This window comes from Streptomyces sp. YIM 130001, assembly GCF_003574445.1.
In the GTDB taxonomy this organism is placed as follows: Bacteria; Actinomycetota; Actinomycetes; order Streptomycetales; family Streptomycetaceae; genus Streptomyces.
The window spans coordinates 26,414-39,839 of sequence record NZ_KZ984564.1; the positions used below are offsets into that span (position 1 = coordinate 26,414).

Consider the following 13,426-nt stretch of genomic DNA (forward strand, 5'->3'; position numbering starts at 1 on the left):
CGGTGAACCGGGACGCTACTCGGGCTGGTGGTCGGGCCCGCCGAAGTCCGGACTGGTGAAATCCGGGCTCGAATAGCTCGGCGGCGGGCCCGCATCGGGTCCGCCGTCCGGGCTGCTGAACCCGGGCCGGTGGTAGCCGAGTTGAGGCATCCGGGCGACCTCGCTGCCCGTATCGCCGTCCGGGCCCGAGGAACTGGTCAGCGCCTCGCGCAGGAACGGCAGCACCCCGCGTTCGAGCAGTGCCTGGTGCCAGGCCTCTCTGGCCCGGTCGACCGCCGCGTCCCGCTCGGCGGTCGCATCCGCGCGCAGCGACGTCGGCGCGTTACGCAGCGCGGTGAGCAGCAGCCCCACCGCGGCGACGAGGATCCCCGCGGCCGTGAGCGCGGCGAACACCCAGCCGGTCGTCAGCAGCGCGTCGGCGACCGTCGGCTCAGGGCTGAGCATCTTCAGCACGTACCCGATGATCAGGAAGATGGCTGCTGCCGTACCGGCCAACACCGGCGCGAGCACGGCGAGTACGGCGACCAGGCCGGCACCGGCGGTCTCCGTCACCCCGCCCAAGCCGGTCGCGAGGCCCACCGCGCCCGGGCCCGTCCGGGAAGCGGGCTCGGTACGCATCCGAGCGCTCGGTCGGCGCAGCTCGCCGCGCAACTGAACGAAGTGCTGGTACTCGGCAGCGGCGGCCGCCGTGATGAGCGCCGTGGCGTTCAAGGCCATGGTGCGCAACTGCTCGACGGTCAGGCGGTCACCGACGTCGGCCAGATCCGGGTTGTGCTGGGCGGAACGCAGCGCCTCATCGAGGATCCGCTCGTAATCCTGGCGGTCCTCGTTCAGCAGGTGCGGAGCGCTGTTCATGTGCATCCCCCGATGCTCCGTAGGGCCCTGAGCCCGCGCGGTGGCGGGCGGTCGGGCGGAAACGGAGGAGAGCCTGCTACGGATAAGCCGATGGTAGAGCGGTTACGGCACGCGGTGACAGGGGGTTTCCGGAAATTGGCCCCCGGCGCGGCCCGGTCATATGTGACCTGCGTTTGCCGGGGTAACGATCAGTCTTCGAGCGGAAGTCGGCGGACCAGAAGCTTTCCGGCCATGGTCACACCACCGTCCATCGCGATCGCGAGCCCGTCCGCGTAGACGTGCGGTCCCTCGACCTTCGGCCCCTCCGAGTCCTCGCCCTCCTCGGACCCCACCTCGCCGAGCAGGTACGGGATCGGGCTGTGGCCGTGCACCACCCGCGTGCCGCCGAAGGCGTCGAGCAGCTCGCGCACCGCGGACGGGCCGGATTCGTCACGGAAGGCGAAGCGCTTGGTGAACTTCCGGAACAGTTCCCAGCATTCGTCCGCGTCCTTGCGGGTGAGCGCCTCGCGGATGGTGTCGTTGACGGCCTCGATGGAGTCGCCGTAGTCGAGGTAGACGGTGGTGTCGGAGTGCATCAGCAGATGCCCGTCCGCCAACTCCATCGCGTCGAGCCGGGACATCCACTGCAGATGGACGTCCTGCAGGCGGTCCATGTCCGATTTCTGACCGCCGTTCAGCAGCCAGGCGGCCTGGAACGTGGCAGTGCCCGCACCGGAGTTGACGGGCGTGTCGCCGAACCGCTTCGCGCCGAGCAGCAGCAGCTCGTGATTTCCCATCAGCGCCTTGCAGTAGCCGCCTGCTGCCGCCGCCTCCGCGGACAGCCGCATGACGAGGTCGATCACGCCGATACCGTCAGGGCCGCGGTCGGTGAAGTCGCCGAGGAACCACAGTCGTGCGTTGCCGGCCGACCAGGCGCCGTCCGTGTCGATCAGACCCTGCTCGTGCAGCGCTGCCGTCAGCTCGTCGAGATAACCGTGGCAGTCGCCGACGACGTAGAGCGGCCCGGGCGACCCGCCGTCGACCGGCTCCGAGGCAGCCTCGGGAACCGTCACCTGGACCGTGTCGCCCCGGTTGATGACCGGCAGATCGCGTTGGGTCGGCGTGTAGCCCTCGGGCTCCGCGGGCGGCGCAGCGGGCTCTGCGGGGGGCTCGCCGGTCTGCTGTACATAGGCGGGCACCCTGAAGTCGCGGACCGTGTCCGTCCGCACCGCGGGTCCCTGACCGGCCCCCTGAGTCATCGACCCCTCCACCACCGTCGCACCGCATTCCGTCACCGGATCGGGTCGCCTGGTCGCGGCAGCCCGAAGTGTCGTGCGCCCATCATAGGAATGCGGATCGCCGAGTGTGATGCACCAGGGGTGGTGAATCGAAGCGGGTCCGGCGGTGCACCGTGGTTTTCTCCCGAATTGAGGGTATGAGCGCGTTTTCGATCTCGGGATCGTGGCGCGGCGCCGCGTCCCGAAGTCGCCCTCCGGCACATCGGGACCGCCCGCGCCCGCTCCGAGTCGGTCGTCAGTCGGTCGTCAGTCAGTCGGTCGTCGTCAGTCCGTCGTCTAGGTCTTGTCGTTGGGCGTACGCGGTGGGCTGACGGTCGTGCGGGGCGGGCGGCGCTGGGACGAGGTCCGCACGATCAGCTCCGTCGGTATCACCTGCTCGACCGGTTGGTCGCCGTCGATGCCCTCGATCGCGTCGATCAGGAGCTGGATGACGGCGGTTCCGATGCGGCGGGGCTTCAGCGAAAGGGTCGTCATCGGCGGCTCGGTGTTGGCGTACACCGTCGACTCGCTGCAGCAGACCAGCAGCAGGTCGTCGGGGACGCGCAGTCCGTACCGGCGGGCGGCGGCGAGCAGGTCCGTGCCGTTGGGGTCGAAGAGGCCGTAGACCGCGTCGGGGCGGTCGGGGCGCGCGAGGAGCCGGTCGGCGGCGACGGCCCCGGCGCAGGGGTCGTGCGCCGGATAGGTCTCGTACACCGGGTCCTGGTCGACGTGCCGGCACCAGCGCAGGTACGCGTCCGTGGACAGCCGTGTGTAGGTGTCCGTGGTGGTGCCGGTGAGCAGGCCGATCCGGCGGGCGCCGGCGGCGGAGAGGTGGTCGAGGATGCCGAGGACGGCGGCCTCGTGGTCGTTGTCCACCCAGGCGGTGACGGGCAGTTGGCCTGCGGGGCGGCCGTCGGAGACGACGGGCAGCCCTTGGCGCATCAGCTCGCTGACGACCGGGTCCTGGTCCGAGGGGTCGATGACGACCGTCCCGTCCAGGGCGACGTTCGACCAGACGTCGTGTCTGGAGGTCGCCGGCAGGATGACCAGCGCGTAGCCGCGGGCGAGCGCGGCCGAGGTCGCGGCTCTGGCCATCTCCGCGAAGTACGCGAACTCGGTGAAGGTGAAAGGTTCATCCCCGTACGTGGTGACAGTCAGGCCGATCAGGCCGGACTTGCCGGTACGGAGCGTTCGGGCCGCAGCGGACGGGCGATAGCCCAGCCGTTCGGCGACCTCGCGGACGTGGCGACGGGTGGCGTCGGGGAGCCGGCCCTTGCCGTTGAGTGCGTCGGACACAGTCGTGATGGAGACACCGGCGGCGGCGGCCACGTCCCGGATGCCCGCTCGACTTTGCCGGGTCCCCCGAGACTGAGCCCGGCTTACCTGGTGCTTCCCTGCTGCTGTCATGGCGAGCCGATAGTAGGGCTCATGAGGGGCCTCGGCGGGGGCGCATATGCAGGCGTTGACAGGCACGTTTCTGCAAGGTGGTTCATGGTCAAGTCCCTTGAATTGTAAGGGAGTTGGGCGTTCCAGCGCCACTCTCCCGTCCGTGGGAACGCATGAGCCTGCCAAATATGCGATGTTTCGAAGAGGTCTCAACTCACCTGCACGGGTGACGCGCGCCACGGCGCGGGCCACCGGCGCACGGATCGGCAGGTCACGCCCCCTGGCCCGGCAGGAGGTCACGATCCCGCTGCGGCATTCGCAGTGGGCCCGAATCCTCATAGGGTGAGCAGTATTCGAACCTGGGTGTGACGAGGAGGACGTGCGGTGAGCGAGAAGAGCCCGAGGCTGCGTGCCGAGCTGGACGGTGTCCCGACGTACAAGCCGGGCAAGCCCGCCGCGGCGGGCGGACCGGTCGCCTACAAGCTGTCCTCCAACGAGAACCCGTACCCGCCGCTGCCGGGCGTGCTCGAGCGGGCCGTCGCCGCGGCGGGCAGCTTCAACCGCTACCCCGACATGGCATGTACGGGGCTGATGAACGAGCTGTCGGACCGATTCGGCGTCCCGCTCTCGCACCTCGCCACCGGCACCGGCTCGGTCGGCGTCGCCCAGCAGCTGCTGCAGGCCACGGCCGGTGTGGGCGACGAGGTGATCTACGCCTGGCGGTCCTTCGAGGCGTACCCGATCGTCACGCAGGTCAGCGGCGCGACCTCGGTCCAGGTGCCGCTGGACGCCGACGACGTGCACGACCTGGACGCGATGGCCGACGCGATCACCGAGCGGACGCGGCTGATCTTCGTCTGCAATCCGAACAACCCGACCGGCACCGTGGTGCGCCGGGCCGAGCTCGAGCGCTTCCTCGACCGGGTGCCGAGCGATGTGCTGGTGGTGCTCGACGAGGCGTACCGCGAGTTCATCCGGGACGCCGACGTCCCCGACGGCATCGAGCTCTACCGTGACCGGCCGAACGTCTGCGTGCTGCGCACCTTCTCCAAGGCGTACGGCCTCGCGGGGCTACGGGTCGGTTTCGCCGTCGCGCACGAGCCCGTGGCGGCGGCGCTGCGCAAGACGGCCGTGCCGTTCGGGGTGAGCCAGCTCGCCCAGGAGGCGGCCGTGGCGAGTCTGCGCTGCGAGGACGAACTCCTCGGCCGGGTCGGGGCGTTGGTGGCCGAGCGGACGAGGGTCGTCGATGCGCTGCGCGGCCAGGGGTGGACGGTTCCCGAGACCCAGGCGAACTTCGTGTGGCTGCGCACCGGTGAGCGGACGCTCGACTTCGCGGCGGCCTGTGAGGAGGCCGGAGTCGTGGTCAGGCCGTTCGCGGTTGACGGGGTGCGGGTCACGATCGGGGAGTCCGAGGCGAACGACCTCTTCGTGCAGGCGGCGGGGGCGTTCCTCAAGGAGTCCTGAGTCGGTCGTCCCGAGGCAGTGGTCCTCGGTCGGCGCGGGCCGGTCCTGTCGGGCCGGCCCGCGCCGCATCCCAACCGGCGCTGATATACGAACAATTCGGGCGGGCTCGTCGTCATGGCGAGCCCGCTTTCGCCTGCTCACGGGGCGATCGGCAGTGAAGGGGGACCCCCGCCGACCGGCCTCGAATCGCTGTGCTCCATAATGCTTGTGAATGTGAACGCGTTCACAAGCGTGTCTGTTCGGTCCCAGGATGTGTGGGACCAAACAGGCAAACTGCCGCTGTGACCACGGCGACTTAAGGAGACTGCGACGTGGACCTGGCTCTGGCGCCGGAAACCCTGGCGCGCTGGCAGTTCGGAATCACCACCGTCTACCACTTCCTGTTCGTCCCGCTCACCATCTCGCTCGCCGCCCTGGTGGCGGGCCTGCAGACCGCATGGGTACGGACCGAGAAGGAGAAGTACCTCAAGGCCACCAAGTTCTGGGGCAAGCTCTTCCTGATCAACATCGCGATGGGGGTCGTCACCGGCATCCTGCAGGAGTTCCAGTTCGGCATGAACTGGTCCGACTACTCGCGGTTCGTCGGCGACATCTTCGGGGCGCCGCTGGCCTTCGAGGCGCTCATCGCGTTCTTCTTCGAGTCCACCTTCATCGGCCTGTGGATCTTCGGCTGGGACCGGCTGCCGAAGAAGCTGCACCTGGCGACGATCTGGATGGTCTCCATCGGGACCATCCTCTCCGCGTACTTCATCCTCGCGGCCAACTCCTGGATGCAGCACCCCGTCGGCTACCGCATCAACGGCGAACGCGGCCGGGCCGAACTCACCGACTTCATGGCCGTACTCACCCAGAACACGGCCGTCGCCCAGATGTTCCACACCATGACCGCCGCCTTCCTCGTCGGTGGTGCGTTCATGGCCGGTATCGCCGCGTACCACCTGGCACGCAAGAAGCACGTACCGGTCATGAAGACCTCGCTGCGCCTCGGCCTCGTCACCATCGCCGTCAGCGGGCTGCTCACCGCCGTCAGCGGCGACACCCTCGGCAAGATCATGTACGAGCAGCAGCCGATGAAGATGGCCGCCGCCGAGGCACTGTGGGACGGCGAGGCGCCCGCACCGTTCTCGATCTTCGCCTACGGGGACGTCGACGAGGGGCACAACAAGGTCGCCATAGAGATCCCCGGCCTGCTCTCCTTCCTCGCCCACAACGACTTCAGCACCTTCGTGCCGGGCATCAACGACGTCCAGGAGACCCTCGAGAAGAAGCACGGCCCCGGCGACTACCGGCCCAACATCCCCGTCGCGTACTGGGGATTTCGATGGATGATCGGCTTCGGCATGGCATCCCTCGGCATCGGGCTGCTCGGCCTGTGGCTGACCCGCAAGAGGTTCCTGCTGCCGCCGGCGATGCGGGTCGGTGAGGACGAGGTGCCGCACCTGGTCCTCTTCCGGAACAAGCCACTGAGCGCGCGCATCTCGAAGTGGTACTGGCTGCTCCTGCTGTGGACGATGCTCTTCCCGCTGATCGCCAACTCCTGGGGCTGGATCTTCACCGAGATGGGCCGCCAGCCGTGGGTCGTCTACGGCGTCCTCAAGACCGAGTCCGCCGTCTCCCCCAACGTCTCGCAGGGCGAGGTCATCACCTCGATGTCCCTCTTCACCCTGCTGTACGCCGTCCTCGCCTTCATCGAGGTCCGGCTCATCGCGAAGTACGCCAAGGCCGGACCGCCGGAACTCACCGAGTCCGACCTCAACCCGCCCACCAAGATCGGCGGCGACGACCGCGACGCCGACCGGCCGATGGCCTTCTCGTACTGAGTAGCTGAGGAGAGCTGAGGTATGGAACTCCACGACGTCTGGTTCGTACTCATCGCCGTTCTGTGGATCGGCTACTTCTTCCTCGAGGGATTCGACTTCGGGGTCGGCGTCCTGACCAAACTCCTGGCGCGCGACCGCAAGGAACGCCGCGTCCTGATCAACACGATCGGGCCGGTCTGGGACGGCAACGAAGTCTGGCTGCTCACCGCGGGCGGAGCCACCTTCGCCGCGTTCCCGGAGTGGTACGCGACGCTGTTCTCCGGCTTCTATCTGCCGCTGCTGCTGATTCTGCTCTGCCTCATCGTGCGCGGCGTCGCCTTCGAGTACCGGCACAAGCGGGACGAGTCGCGCTGGCAGACCAACTGGGAGCACGCGATCTTCTGGACCTCGGTCGGTCCGGCCTTCCTGTGGGGTGTGGCCTTCGCCAACATCGTGCGCGGAGTCAAGATCGACCGGGAGATGGAGTACGTCGGGAACTTCTGGGACCTGCTCAACCCGTACGCGCTCCTCGGCGGGCTGGTCACGCTGAGCCTCTTCACCTTCCACGGCACGGTGTTCACCGCGCTCAAGACGGATGGCGAAATCCGCGTGCGGGCACGCAAGTTGGCGCTCGGACTCGGAGCGGTGACCGCGGCCCTCGCGCTCGGATTCCTGATCTGGACGCAGGCCGGCCACGGGGACGGGCAGAGTCTCGTCGCGATGCTGATCGCGGCGGTGGCGCTCGTCGCGGCGCTCGGCGCGATCAAACTGGGCCGGGAAGGCTGGTCGTTCGCGCTCTCCGGGATCACCATCGCGGCGGCCGTCGCCATGCTGTTCCTGACGCTCTTCCCGAACGTCATGCCGTCCTCGCTCGACGACGCCTGGAACCTCACCGTCACCAACGCCTCGTCGAGTCCGTACACCCTGAAGATCATGACCTGGTGCGCGGGCATCGCCACACCCGTCGTGCTGATGTACCAGGGATGGACCTACTGGGTGTTCCGGAAGCGGATCAGTACGCGTCACATCGCCGACGCACACTGATCCTTTCGTTCCCTGCCGGCCACGCGCCGTCGTCCGAGCGCCGTCGTCCGAGCGCCGTTTCACGTGAAACGGCGCTGTCTGGGGGCTGTTTCACGTGAAACCGATCGATCCTCGCCTGCTGCGCTACGCCCGGGCCACCCGCGTCTTCCTCGTCGCCGTGGTGGTGCTGGGGCTGGTCGGGGCCGGACTCGTCATCGCTCAGGCGATGCTCATCGCCGAGATCGTGGTGGGGGCCTTCGAGCACGGGCTGGGAACGGCCGACCTGACCACACCGCTCCTACTGCTCGGGGCGGTGGCGGTGGGCCGAGCCGTGGTCGGCTGGCTCACCGAACTCGCCGCGCACCGGGCCAGCGCCGCGGTCAAGTCCGAGCTCCGCAGCCGGCTCGTCCAGCGCGCTGCGGCGCTCGGACCGGGCTGGCTGAGCGGGCAGCGCACCGGCTCCCTGGTCTCGCTCGCCACCCGCGGGATCGACGCCCTCGACGACTACTTCGCCCGCTATCTGCCCCAGTTGGGGCTGGCGGTCGTGGTGCCCGTCGCGGTGCTGGCGCGGATCGTCACCGAGGACTGGGTGTCCGCGGCGATCATCGTCGGAACGCTGCCGTTGATCCCCGTCTTCATGGTGCTGATCGGCTGGGCCACCCAGAGCCGCATGGACCGGCAGTGGCGCCTGCTCTCACGGCTGTCCGGACACTTCCTCGACGTCGTCGCCGGGCTCCCGACGCTCAAGGTCTTCGGCCGTGCCAAGGCGCAGGCCGAGTCGATCCGACAGATCACCGGCGAGTACCGGCGAGCCACCATGCGCACCCTGCGGATCGCCTTCCTGTCCTCCTTCGCGCTGGAGCTGCTGTCCACGCTGTCGGTCGCACTCGTCGCGGTCACCATCGGCATGCGCCTCGTGCACGGCGAGATGGACCTCTACATCGGCCTCCTGGTGCTCGTCCTCGCCCCCGAGGCGTATCTGCCGATCCGGCAGGTCGGTGCGCAGTACCACGCCGCCGCCGAAGGGCTCGCCGCGGCCGAGGAGATCTTCGACGTACTCGAGACGCCCGTGCCGGCCGACGGCCGAGGAGCCGTCCCCGAGGGCGGGTTGAGCCTGGAGGACGTGACCGTCCGCTATCCGGGACGCCGGACCGCCGCCGTCTCCGGGGCGTCGCTCACCGTCGCCCCGGGGGAGACGGTCGCCCTCGTAGGCCCCAGCGGCGCCGGCAAATCGACGCTGCTGAACGTCGTACTCGGATTCGTGACCCCCGACGAAGGACGGATGCGGATCGGCGGCACCGACCTCGCCGAACTGTCCCTGGCCGACTGGCGCGAACGGATCGCCTGGGTGCCTCAACTGCCGCACGTGTACGCCGGAACCATCGCCGAGAACGTACGGCTCGCACGCCCCGACGCAACCGACGACGCCGTCCGCACGGCGCTGCGGGACGCCGGCGCGCTCGATTTCGTGGACGCACTGCCGCGGGGCGCCGACACGGCGCTGGGCGAAGGCGGCGTCGGCCTCTCGGCCGGGCAGCGCCAACGTCTCGCGCTGGCACGGGCGTTCCTGGCCGACCGCCCCGTCCTCCTGCTCGACGAACCCACCGCAGGGCTCGACGGAGCCACCGAGGCCGAGATCACGGCGACCGTACGGCGCCTCGCCGCCGGCCGCACCGTGCTCCTCGTCGTACACCGTCCGGCCCTGCTCGCCGTCGCCGACCGGGTCGTACGGATCGAGGAGCCCGCCCGGGCGACGCTTCCCGGGCAGACGGACGGATCGCAGGGGCTCGGCGCCGGCGAAGCCACGGCCCGCGTGCGTGAGCCCGGCCTTGCCGTGGCGGAGGCGGCCGGCGAGGACCTGCGGCACGAGCGGGCGGCGTCGCGGCAGGGCGCACTCGCCCGGGTGCGTGCCATGGCCGGAGAGCGCCGCGGGCGACTGCTGCTCGGACTGCTGCTGGGCAGCCTGGCGCTCGGCAGCGCGGTCGGCCTCATGGCCACCTCGGGCTGGCTCATCTCGCGCGCCTCACAACAACCGCCCGTGCTCTACCTGATGGTCGCCGTCACCGCGACCCGTGCCTTCGGTATCGGCCGCTCCGTCTTTCGCTACGCGGAGCGCGTCGTCACCCACGACGCCGTTCTGCGCATGCTCGCCGACACCCGCGTCGCGGTCTACCGGCGCCTCGAACGGCTCGCACCCGCCGGCCTCGGCCGCACCCGGCGCGGGGACCTCCTCGCCCGCCTGGTGGGCGACGTCGACGCGCTGCAGGACTACTGGCTGCGCTGGCTGCTGCCCGTCGGCGCCGCCGTACTCGTCGCCGCCGGATCCGCCGGATTCACCGCCTGGCTCCTGCCCGAAGCAGGCGCGATCCTCGCCGTGGGCCTGCTGCTCGCCGGAGTCGGCGTACCCCTGCTCAGTGGCGCGCTCGCCCGGCGAGCCGAACGCCGACTCGCCCCGGCGCGCGGCGAACTCGCCACCCACGTCGCCGACTTGCTCACCGGGACAGCCGAACTCACGGTGGCCGGCGCGATCGGCCGACGATCCGCACAGGTCGCCGACGCCGACCGTGAGCTCACCACCATCGCCGCACGCGGCGCCGCCGCCACCGCCCTCGGTACCGGACTCTCCGCCCTCACCTGCGGCCTCACCGTGGCCGCCGCCGCACTGGCCGGAGTCGCGGCGCTGCGCGACGGCCGGCTCGACGGCGTCGCCCTCGCCGTGGTGGTGCTGACACCGCTCGCCGCGTTCGAGGCCGTCACCGGGCTGCCGCTCGCGGTCCAGTACCGCCAGCGCGTACGCCGGAGCGCCGAGCGTGTCCACGAGGTCCTGGACGCGGCCGAACCCGTCCGCGAACCCGAGACGGCCACCGACAGCGCCGGGCCGTTCCCCCTGGAGGTACGCGGCCTCGCCGCACGGCACACCGGCCAGGAACGCGCTGCGCTCCACGGAATCGACCTGACGCTCACCGAGGGCAGGCGCGTGGCCGTCGTCGGGCCGAGCGGTTCGGGCAAGACGACGCTCGCACAGGTGCTGCTCCGCTTCCTCGACAGCGAGGACGGTCGGTACACGCTCGGCGGAGTACAGGCCTCCGCGCTGGACGGCGACGACGTACGCCGCATGGTCGGGCTCTGCGCCCAGGACGCCCACGTCTTCGACAGCTCGGTACGCGAGAACCTGCGCCTCGCCAGGACCGGGGCGAGCGACACCGAACTGCGCACGGCACTCGCCCGCGCCCGGCTCCTCGACTGGGTCGACTCGCTGCCGGACGGGATCGACACCCCGGTGGGCGAGCACGGCGCCCGGCTCTCCGGTGGCCAGCGGCAGCGGCTCGCACTGGCCCGTGCGCTGCTCGCGGACTTCCCTGTCCTGGTACTCGACGAGCCGGCCGAACACCTCGACCTGCCCACCGCCGACGCCCTCACCGCGGATCTCCTCGCGGCCACCGAGGGACGGACCACGCTGCTGATCACGCACCGGCTGGCCGGTCTCGAGGCGGTGGACGAGGTCCTCGTGCTCGATCACGGCACCCTCGTGCAGCGTGGCCCGTACCGGGAACTGGTGGAGGCCGACGGGCCGCTGCGCCGGATGCGCGACCGGGAGCGTGAGACCGAGCTGCTGCTCGCGGGCGGGCCGGTGTGAGAGGGCTCCGGCGCACGGGAAGCCGGTGCGGGAGGGGCAGGACCGTAAAGAATCCGACTTTCTTCACCAAATGGGACTTATTAGGGTCGACGGTATGCCCGACGTGCCCGACGCACCCCGCCCCCGCGACCCGGACGCGGCCCCGACCCGCGACGCCTCCGGCACGGCCGACGTCTCGCGCGCAGCCGACGTCTCCCGCACGGCCGACCCGTCCGGCGCGGCCGAGCAAGCAGCCCGCAGCCTGCGAGGCCTGCCCGGCGACCTCGCCGCCCGACTGCCGCAACTCCTCGAGGCCATGGTCTCCACCGGCAGCGGACTACATCTCCACACCACACTCCACCGCATCGCGGAAACCGCCGCAGGCCTCACCGGCGCCCGCTACGCGGCGATCGGAGTCCTCAACGAACAACACGACGGCCTCGCCGACTTCGTCACCCACGGAATCCCACCCGACCAGCGCGAACTGATCGGCAGACTCCCCGACGGCCGCAGCGGCATCCTCGGCGCCCTCATCGACGACCCCGTCCCCCTGCGCCTCGACGACCTCGCGCGCGACCCCCGCTCCGTCGGCTTCCCCCCGAACCATCCCCCCATGAGCACCTTCCTCGGCGTACCCATCCGCGTCGGCGACGAGATCTTCGGCAACCTCTACCTCACCGAGAAGGCCGACGGCGCCGCCTTCAGCGCGTACGACCTGCACATGGTCGAGGTGCTGGCCACCGAGGCCGGCATCCAGATCGGCAACGCCCGCCTCTACGAATCCACCCGCCAACGAGAGCGCTGGATCGACGGCTCCGTGGCCGTCACCACGACCCTCCTGTCCGGCGCCGACGCCGAGGAAGCGCTGGTCGTCGTAGCCGAGCAGGCCCGCCGCCTCGCCGACGCGGAAGCCGGCATCGTGCTGAGGCCGGCCCCGCACGGCGGCCTCGAGATCGCCGCGGTGGCCGGCAGCACCCGAGAGCTGCTCGGTGTCGTGGTACCTCCGGAATCACCTGCCGTCGACCAAGTACTCGCCGGTGAACCGGTGTTCGTGGACGACGCGAGCGCCGACCCGCAGATGATCACGGCCCTGGCAAGGCCCTACGGGCCCAGCATGCTCCTGCCGCTGCAGAGCGGAGGACGTGTACTCGGAGCCCTCGCCACCCCCCGCCTGTGCGGCGGAAGACCCTTCACCCGCGACGAGAAGACGCTGGCCACCCAGTTCGCCTCACAGGCCGCCCTGGCCCTGATGATGGCCGAGGCGCAACGCGACCGGGAACGCCTCGCCGTCTACAAGGACCGCGACCGCATCGCCCGCGACCTGCACGACCTCGTCATCCAACGGCTCTTCGCCACCGGCATGATGCTGGAGAGCGCACAACGCCAGTCCGTCGTCCCCGAGGTGCAGACCGGCATCGGCCGCGTCGTCGACGAACTCGACGTGACCATCCAGGAGATCCGCACCGCGATCTTCGCCCTCCAGCAGGATCCGGACGAACAGCCCTCAGGCCTACGCACCCGGGTCCTCAGGGAGATCAACATGGCCGCCGTCCCGCTCGGCTTCAAACCCGCCTGCCACTTCGTCGGCGCCGTCGACACCCTGGTGGACGAACTGACCGGGAAGAACCTGATCGCCGCGCTCCGCGAGACCCTCTCCAACGCCTTCCGGCACGCGGGCGCCTCCCGCATCGAGGTCAGCGTCGACGCGGAGGCGATCCTTCCCGGGGAACGCAAGGGCGTACGCCTGACCGTCGCCGACGACGGCGTAGGCATCCCCGAAGGCGGCAGACGCAGCGGCCTGAAAAACCTCAAACGCCGGGCCGAGGCACTGGGCGGCGACAGCGGCCACGGCCCCGGCCTCGACGGATCCGGAGCGACGGTGACGTGGCAGGCACCGTACTGATCGAGCGGCGACCCGCAGGGACAGTGAGGCCGGTGACGGTGACGGTGACGGCCACGGTGACCGGCCGGAAGCGCCACCGACCGCGACCGTGAACAGCGGCCGGTGCCGCGACCCTGTTCGGCTC

8 protein-coding genes are annotated in these 13,426 nt (G+C 70.2%); 5 read left to right on the forward strand and 3 right to left on the reverse strand.

The annotated features are described in order from the left end of the window. Positions 1-15: 15 nt before the first annotated feature. The 3 genes from DSC45_RS26860 to DSC45_RS26870 form a co-directional block, all read right to left on the reverse strand. Positions 16-861: a hypothetical protein gene (locus DSC45_RS26860; RefSeq protein WP_119294553.1), complete on the reverse strand. Its 846-nt coding sequence runs from the start codon at positions 859-861 to the stop codon at positions 16-18. A gap of 182 nt (positions 862-1,043) precedes the next feature. After that, a complete protein-coding gene (locus tag DSC45_RS26865) occupies positions 1,044-2,093 on the reverse strand; it encodes a metallophosphoesterase (protein ID WP_119294554.1) in 1,050 nt (349 codons plus the stop codon). A gap of 315 nt (positions 2,094-2,408) precedes the next feature. Further along, positions 2,409-3,518, reverse strand: a complete 1,110-nt coding sequence (locus tag DSC45_RS26870; RefSeq protein ID WP_119294555.1) for a LacI family DNA-binding transcriptional regulator — start codon at positions 3,516-3,518, stop codon at positions 2,409-2,411. 363 nt (positions 3,519-3,881) lie between these two features. On the opposite strand from DSC45_RS26870, the gene hisC reads away from it, so the two are divergent. The 5 genes from hisC to DSC45_RS26895 all read left to right on the forward strand — a co-directional run bounded on the left by hisC (position 3,882) and on the right by DSC45_RS26895 (position 13,302). Beyond that, the gene (gene hisC / locus DSC45_RS26875) at positions 3,882-4,961 is read left to right on the forward strand and encodes a histidinol-phosphate transaminase (protein ID WP_119294556.1); all 1,080 of its coding nucleotides are present in this window, start codon (positions 3,882-3,884) and stop codon (positions 4,959-4,961) included. Between the two features lie 311 nt (positions 4,962-5,272). After that, positions 5,273-6,781, forward strand: a complete 1,509-nt coding sequence (locus DSC45_RS26880) for a cytochrome ubiquinol oxidase subunit I (protein WP_119294557.1) — start codon at positions 5,273-5,275, stop codon at positions 6,779-6,781. Between the two features lie 21 nt (positions 6,782-6,802). Beyond that, a complete protein-coding gene (gene cydB / locus DSC45_RS26885; RefSeq protein WP_119294558.1) occupies positions 6,803-7,804 on the forward strand; it encodes a cytochrome d ubiquinol oxidase subunit II in 1,002 nt (333 codons plus the stop codon). Between the two features lie 94 nt (positions 7,805-7,898). After that, positions 7,899-11,420: a thiol reductant ABC exporter subunit CydD gene (gene cydD, locus DSC45_RS26890; protein WP_119294559.1), complete on the forward strand. Its 3,522-nt coding sequence runs from the start codon at positions 7,899-7,901 to the stop codon at positions 11,418-11,420. Positions 11,421-11,514: 94 nt separating this feature from the next. Continuing rightward, complete coding sequence (locus tag DSC45_RS26895) at positions 11,515-13,302, forward strand: GAF domain-containing sensor histidine kinase (RefSeq protein WP_119294560.1); 1,788 nt, start codon at positions 11,515-11,517, stop codon at positions 13,300-13,302. Positions 13,303-13,426: the final 124 nt, after the last annotated feature.

Coding starts and splice junctions, on each gene's coding strand:
- DSC45_RS26860 (WP_119294553.1), bottom strand. CDS start 861: ATGCACATGAACAGCGCTCCGCACCTGCTGAACGAGGACCGCCAGGAT.
- DSC45_RS26865 (WP_119294554.1), bottom strand. CDS start 2,093: ATGACTCAGGGGGCCGGTCAGGGACCCGCGGTGCGGACGGACACGGTC.
- DSC45_RS26870 (WP_119294555.1), bottom strand. CDS start 3,518: ATGACAGCAGCAGGGAAGCACCAGGTAAGCCGGGCTCAGTCTCGGGGG.
- cydB (WP_119294558.1), top strand. CDS start 6,803: ATGGAACTCCACGACGTCTGGTTCGTACTCATCGCCGTTCTGTGGATC.
- DSC45_RS26895 (WP_119294560.1), top strand. CDS start 11,515: ATGCCCGACGTGCCCGACGCACCCCGCCCCCGCGACCCGGACGCGGCC.